The sequence below is a fragment of the Streptomyces sp. NPDC060198 genome (assembly GCF_042728415.1).
Taxonomy (GTDB): Bacteria; Actinomycetota; Actinomycetes; order Streptomycetales; family Streptomycetaceae; genus Streptomyces.
Genome location: NZ_JBHWZJ010000395.1, coordinates 1 through 6,186 on the forward strand (window position 1 = coordinate 1; position 6,186 = coordinate 6,186).

Consider the following 6,186-nt stretch of genomic DNA (forward strand, 5'->3'; position numbering starts at 1 on the left):
GGGCCGACACGCCCGCCGCGAGGAGCAGTGCGCCCGGCAGGGACCAGGTGGCCGCCGGTCCCGCGACGGCGGCTCCGAGGGCGTACCCCGTCAGCTTCACACCGGCACCGGTGGTGAAGATCTGGCCGCGCAGGCGCGGCGGGGACTCCCGGTGCCGGATCGCGAACACGGCGGTGAGCTGGGGCCCTTCGGCCGCTCCCGCCAGAAGTACGGCTCCGAGGAGCAGGGCGGGTCCGGCCGGGGCGGCGAGGACCAAGGCGCTCGCCTGGACGAGGGCCGCGGCCCGAAGAACCGTGTCGGGGGCGAACGGCGGCGGGAATCTCGCGAGGACGGCGTTGGCCGTCAGGGCGGCAGCCGCCGCGCAGGTGAGGAGCAGGGCTCCCCGGCCGGCGCCGCCCAGCACGTGTTCGCCCAGGGGCACGGCGCAGGCCGCCAGCATTCCCTGCGCCGTGCAGGACAGGGCCGAGACGAGGGTCGCGCGGGCCAGAGCGGGTCTGCCCGCGATGGCTCTGGCCCCCGCGGCGAGATCGCCGAGGACCGGGACCGCGCGGACGGGGGCGTGCGGCCCGGGCTGGTCGGGCAGCGTCCACGCGACGGGGACCGCCGCGACGACGAGTGCCGCGGAGACGACGAGAGCGGCCGGCGCGCCCAGCACCCCGGCCACCGCGCCCGCGAGTGCCGGGCCGGCCAGGCCCGCCGCACCGAACGTCATCGCGTCGTACGCATTCGCCCGGGGCAATCGGCAGGAGGCCACCACCCGGGGCAGTTGGGCCGTCCAGCCGCCCGAGAGGGCGGGCGCCGGCAGCCCCGCCGACACCGCTACCAGGAGGGTGACGGCGAACGGCCACCGGCCGAGACCCAGCAGGATCGCCCCGAGACCCGTCGCGTACAGGACCAGGGCCCAGGCCAGCACGCGGCCCGGGCGCCCCGCCCGGTCGAGCAGCGCCCCCAGCACGGGCCCGCCCACCACGGCGGCGACGGTGATCCCCGCGAGCAGCGCGGACGCCCCGGCGGCCGACCCGGTCAGGGCGTGTCCGGCCAGCAGCAGCGCGGGCCCGGACATCTCGTCCCCCGTACGGGCGGCCAACGCCCCGCCGACGAAGAGCGGGAGCGCGTAACGCTTTTCCATCTGGTGGACGTTACTCAGGTAACTCAAAACCTCGCAATATGCGTTACATTCACCGGATGCCCTCCTCTCCTGACGACTGGTCGACCCGGCACTCCGTCCTGGCCACGGCCAGGCGGACCGCCGCACTGGTCAACGTGCTCAGCGACGAGCGCTCCGATGCCCGTGACATCACCTCCGTACTGCGCGACTTCGGCGAGTCGGACCCCATCGACCTCACCCCGGACGACGTCGCGGGGATGCGCGAGGCCGCCGCTCTGCTATGGGAGGTGTTCGCCGCCGAACACACCGATACCGCCGCCGCGGCGCTCAATCGCCTCCTGCGGGAGCGCACCGGACGGCTCCGGCTGTCCTCCCACGGCGGCGGCAGCCCGTGGCATCCGCACCTCGACCACGACGACGAGGCGCCGTGGGAGGAGTGGTTCCTGACGTCGTCGTGCATGGCCCTGACGGTGCTCGTGTGGGACTCCCAACAGCCGCCGGGCGGCGTGTGTTCGTCCCCGAGCTGCCGCAGGGTGTTCCTGGCCCGGGGCGGCGGACCCGAGCGCCGCTACTGCTCACGCCGCTGCGCGACCCGCGAACGGGTCGCGGCCCACCGGCGCTCCCGTTCCCCCTCGGGAGCCGGCGACGGGGAGCCGGGGTGATCGCGGACACCGTCACCCTCCGGCCCGAGCGGGCATCTTCGCCACGCGACCGGAGGGGGAAGATCCGTCCGGATCCGCGAGGTGTACGATCGTACGCATGACGACGACGGACTACTTTGCCGACGACCCGCGCACCCAGCTGGAGCGCATGCTCGCCGGGGACCTGTACATCGCCGACGACCCCGAGATCGCCCGCCGTCAGCAGCAGGCGATGCGGCTGGCCGCCTCCTACCAGGAGGCCTACCTGGCGGGCGACGGCAGGGCCGGTTCCGTCCTGGCCGAGCTGCTCGGCTCGGTGGGCGAGGGTGTCGACGTGCGGCCGCCGCTCTTCGTCGACTACGGCAGCAACATCACCATCGGGGCCCGTACTTTCGTCAACTACCACCTGACCGCGCTGGATGTCGCACGGATCACTATCGGCGAGGACTGCCAGATCGGCCCGAACGTCCAGCTCCTCACCCCCACTCACCCGGTGGAACCGCAGCCCCGCCGGGACAAGCTGGAAGCGGCACTTCCCATCACCATCGGCGACAACGTGTGGTTGGGCGGCGGCGTCATCGTGTGCCCGGGTGTGTCCATCGGCGACAACTCCGTCATCGGTGCGGGCTCCGTGGTCACCAAGGACATCCCCGCCGACGTCGTCGCGGTCGGCAACCCGGCCCGCCCGGTGCGCAGTATCTGATGGCGACCGGGCAGGCGGACCCGCAGCGGCGCGAGCGCATCATCGCCGCCACCCTCGATCTGATCGCGGACGACGGCGTACCCGGCGTGTCACACCGCAAGATCGCGGTGCGGGCAAAGGTCCCGCTCGGTTCGATGACGTATCACTTCGACGGCATGGACGGGCTGCTGCGGGAGGCGTTCACCCTCTTCGCCAGTCACATCGTGGCGGTCTTCGAGCGCCATCTCACCGGCGTGGAGACCGTCGACCAGGCCCGGGAGGCGGTCACCGACCTCATCCACGTCCTGTCCGAGGGGCCCCGCCGGGACCTGGTCCTCGCCCAGGAGCTCTACACCCTCGCCGCCCGCCGCCCCGAGTACCGTGAGTTGACCCAGGCCTGGATGCGGCGCAGCCGCGCCCTTCTGGAGCGGTGCTTCGACCCGGACACCGCGCGTCAGGTCGACGCGCTGATCGAGGGCATGACCCTGCACCGCGCCCTGGACCCCGAGCCCCACGACCGTGCGCTCACGCGCGAGGCGGTCCTCCGCCTCACCGCGAACAGCCGGTAGCACGCGCACCGTTCGCCCGGAAACGGACGACGACCGGTGCTCTCCCCCCGACCGCCCGTGGGGCGCGAACCTGACGCGCGCTCCACGGGCACACGTGTGGTGCCCCCGTTCAGCGCGAGCGGAGCCGACCGGCCCTCCGGGCGGACGGCGCTACTTCCGCAACACGCTTTACCATTCCCCCGTGACGCCACCAGACCTGCTGTCCCGGGCCATGCTCGAACCCACCGATCCACCGCTGCGCCCTCTCCCGCACCCCGTCGCCGGTCTCCTCCACCGGCTGTCCGCTTCCCCCAGACTCGCCGTACATCTGCGCGCGGTGCACGATGTGGCGCACCGACTGGTCGACTGGACGGAGTCGCGCGCCCCCGGCCTCGATGTCGACCGCGCCGCCGTCCTGTTCGGGGCGGCGACCCACGACATCGGCAAGACGGAACATCCCGCCGAACTCTCCGGACCCGGTTCGCGCCATGAAGAGGCCGGAAGGAAATTGCTGCTGACGCACGGGTTCGACGCCGGTCTGGCGCGTTTCGCAGGCACGCACGCCACGTGGTCCGCTGCGGGGGCGACGCTGGAAGACCTGTTGGTGAGCACCGCCGACAAGATCTGGAAGAACAAGCGAGTGCCGGACCTCGAAGACCTCGTCGTCGAACGACTGGTCCGGGCCACGGGCAGGGAGCACTGGGAGGAGTTCCTCGCACTCGACGAGGAGCTGGAGCGCATCGGCGACGGTGCCGAACAGCGCCTCGCCCTGCAGGCGTCTTTCCCGGTCGGCCCCTGACACTCTCGCCCGGAACCACCGGATCACGTCCCGGGGATTCGGTCCGCCGGGCATGCCCGACCGGAGGACGGCAGGCTCCGGTGCGGGCGGCGCGGACTCAAGCGTGTTGCGAAAGTCCCGCCTCTCATGCCCCTCATGCGACGCCTGGCACGCACGCTTGAGGAGTCAGCGGTGCCGGCCGCGGTACGGGCGGGGCGCCGGGCGCCCCGGTGCTCGCACGTGGCGCTCCGAGGACCCCGTGGCCGACGGCTCGTCCGCATACCTGGAGCAGTCGGCGTGGTGACACGCGCCCGGGCCCCACCGCGGGACGAAGATTCCCAGGGTCTTGCGCCGCACGACCTCGCTTTCGACGGGCCGCCCGCAGGCCGGACAGGTGAAATCGGCCGGCCGATCGGTATCACGCTCGGTTCTGGCCACGGTTCTACGGTAGCCCCGTGATCGGCGGCCCGATACTTCTCACGCCGCGCACGACCGGGCGACGGTCCCTCGAAGGCCACGGCTCAAGCCGGTCGGGCGGAAACCAACACGCCGATCTTGTCGATGCGGTGCTCCGGGTTGTGGTGGGCGTCGCGCCAGTGGTTTCCGGCCGCGTCGTCCTCCGGTGTGGCGCAGGTGGAGATCGTGATCATGGCCCGGTCCGGCTTCTCGCCGGGCTCGCCCGGTACCTCCGCCCGCTGCTCGGCGAGCGAACGAGCGGAGCGGAACGAGGTCTGCCGGGTCTCGGTTATCCGGTACTCGTACACCGTGCCGCCCGCCGTCACGAGGACCGTGTCGCCCTTGGCCAGCGACGGAAGATCGCGCAACGGCCCCCCGGCGGAAAGCCGGTGGGCCGTCACCAGGTAGTTCCCGGTCTCGCCCGGTCCGACGCCGCCGTCCTCGCCGTACGGACTCGCGGCCACTCCCCTGTCCTGGACGCGGGTACCCGGGGCATCGTCCGTGGTGCCCTCGTACGGGACCACGCGGAGATCCGTGACGCCGATCGCCGGGATGGTGAGCCGTGCCTCCTCGGTACGCGGATCCGTCCTGTCGGCCCGCGTACCGAAAGGTGCGGGTGAACCGGCGGCGGGGGCGGTCGAGGCGGGCGTGATCGCGGCGGGGGCGGGAGCACCCGGGGACGGCGCGACCGCGACTGCCGCCGGGGAGCCGACGGCCAGTATGGCCACGGCGGCGACGACGGCCCGCGGAACACGTCTCGGAGAGGCTGCGGAGGGACGCATGTCGGTACCCCGGCGGAGAGACGGAGCGGACGGCGGGGCGCCGCCCGCACCTCCCAGTAGACCACTGGCCGCCCGCCCCCGCCGGATGCGTCCGGGACGCCGCGCAGGAGGCCCGGCGGGACGCATCCGGCCGGGCTGCCCAGGTGGAGCCCGCCGTCGTGTGCCAGGACCCTGCGCCGGATGCCGGTGGGCCCGGATCCCCTCTCCGCGTCCGCGCCACCTCGGCCGTCGTCGGTGACGGTCGGGCGCAGGCGGCCGTCGCGTGCGCGGACGGTCACGACGGCCTGCCCGGCACCACCGTGCCTGGCGATGTTCGGCGCTCTGGTCAGGACCGGTCGGTGGCGGACGCCGGCGGCGACCGTGCCCGGGACCTGCCGGGCGGCCCGCCGTAACCTGGGGGCATGCGCATGCGCCCCACTCTGACCTGGACGCCCCCCGATGATCTTCCGCCCGGCACCACGGACCCCTCTCCGGTCGCCGATGCCCTAGGTGCCGGCGGTGTGCTGGTACTCAGCGGGGCGGGCATCTCCACGGAGTCGGGCATCCCCGACTACCGGGGGGACGGCGGGAGCCTGAGCCGGCACACCCCGATGACCTTCCAGGAGTTCACCGCGGACGCCGCGGCCCGGCGTCGCTACTGGGCGCGCAGCCACCTCGGGTGGCGTACGTTCGGCCGTGCCCGCCCGAACGCGGGGCACCGGGCGGTGGCCGCTTTCGCGCGGCACGGGCTGCTCTCGGGTGTGATCACCCAGAACGTCGACGGCCTGCACCGGGCGGCCGGCAGTCCGGACGCCGTGGAACTGCACGGGAGCCTGGACCGGGTGGTCTGTCTCTCCTGCGGCACCTTTACCGCGCGCCGCGAACTCGCCGTCCGGCTGGAGGAGGTCAACGAGGGGTTCGCGCCCGTGGCCGCCGGCCTCAATCCGGACGGTGACGCCGACCTCACCGACGAGCAGGTCGGGGACTTCTCCGTAGTGCCCTGCACGGTCTGCGGCGGCGTCCTCAAGCCGGACGTGGTGTTCTTCGGCGAGGCCGTACCGCCGGAGCGGGTCGAGCGGTGCCGCGCCATGGTCCGGGACGCGGCATCGTTGCTGGTCCTCGGGTCCTCCCTGACCGTGATGTCCGGCCTCCGGTTCGTACGCCAGGCGGCCGAGGACCACAAGCCGGTGCTGATCGTCAACCGGGACGCGA

Annotated in this window: 7 protein-coding genes; 5 read left to right on the top strand and 2 right to left on the bottom strand. The window is 73.2% G+C overall.

The window, feature by feature from the left end:
• Positions 1-1,129 (bottom strand): MFS transporter (locus ACFWEP_RS30100; protein ID WP_387374753.1); only part of this gene is annotated, 1,129 nt, incomplete at its 3' end.
• A gap of 56 nt (positions 1,130-1,185) precedes the next feature.
• Between ACFWEP_RS30100 and ACFWEP_RS30105 the strand changes: the two genes are divergently transcribed.
• From ACFWEP_RS30105 to ACFWEP_RS30120, 4 genes are all read left to right on the top strand, one after another.
• Entirely contained in the window at positions 1,186-1,770 is a 585-nt protein-coding gene (locus ACFWEP_RS30105) for a CGNR zinc finger domain-containing protein (protein WP_387374755.1), read from the top strand.
• 97 nt (positions 1,771-1,867) lie between these two features.
• Positions 1,868-2,452: a sugar O-acetyltransferase gene (locus tag ACFWEP_RS30110; protein WP_387374757.1), complete on the top strand. Its 585-nt coding sequence runs from the start codon at positions 1,868-1,870 to the stop codon at positions 2,450-2,452.
• A complete protein-coding gene (locus ACFWEP_RS30115) occupies positions 2,452-3,000 on the top strand; it encodes a TetR/AcrR family transcriptional regulator (RefSeq protein ID WP_387374759.1) in 549 nt (182 codons plus the stop codon). Before ACFWEP_RS30110 ends, ACFWEP_RS30115 begins: the two co-directional genes overlap by 1 nt.
• A 181-nt stretch (positions 3,001-3,181) precedes the next feature.
• Entirely contained in the window at positions 3,182-3,778 is a 597-nt protein-coding gene (locus ACFWEP_RS30120) for an HD domain-containing protein (RefSeq protein ID WP_387374761.1), read from the top strand.
• Positions 3,779-4,278: 500 nt separating this feature from the next.
• Here the strand turns inward: ACFWEP_RS30120 and ACFWEP_RS30125 are convergent, their stop codons facing one another.
• Positions 4,279-4,995 (bottom strand): class E sortase, encoded by a 717-nt coding sequence (locus ACFWEP_RS30125; RefSeq protein WP_387374762.1) that lies wholly within the window; start codon positions 4,993-4,995, stop codon positions 4,279-4,281.
• Positions 4,996-5,396: 401 nt separating this feature from the next.
• On the opposite strand from ACFWEP_RS30125, the gene ACFWEP_RS30130 reads away from it, so the two are divergent.
• The coding region (locus tag ACFWEP_RS30130) for an NAD-dependent protein deacetylase (RefSeq protein WP_387374764.1) at positions 5,397-6,186 on the top strand (790 nt) is incomplete at its 3' end.

Excerpts from the sequence above, each read along its gene's own strand:
- ACFWEP_RS30105 (WP_387374755.1), top strand. The coding sequence starts at position 1,186 with ATGCCCTCCTCTCCTGACGACTGGTCGACCCGGCACTCCGTCCTGGCC.
- ACFWEP_RS30110 (WP_387374757.1), top strand. The coding sequence starts at position 1,868 with ATGACGACGACGGACTACTTTGCCGACGACCCGCGCACCCAGCTGGAG.
- ACFWEP_RS30115 (WP_387374759.1), top strand. The coding sequence starts at position 2,452 with ATGGCGACCGGGCAGGCGGACCCGCAGCGGCGCGAGCGCATCATCGCC.
- ACFWEP_RS30125 (WP_387374762.1), bottom strand. The coding sequence starts at position 4,995 with ATGCGTCCCTCCGCAGCCTCTCCGAGACGTGTTCCGCGGGCCGTCGTC.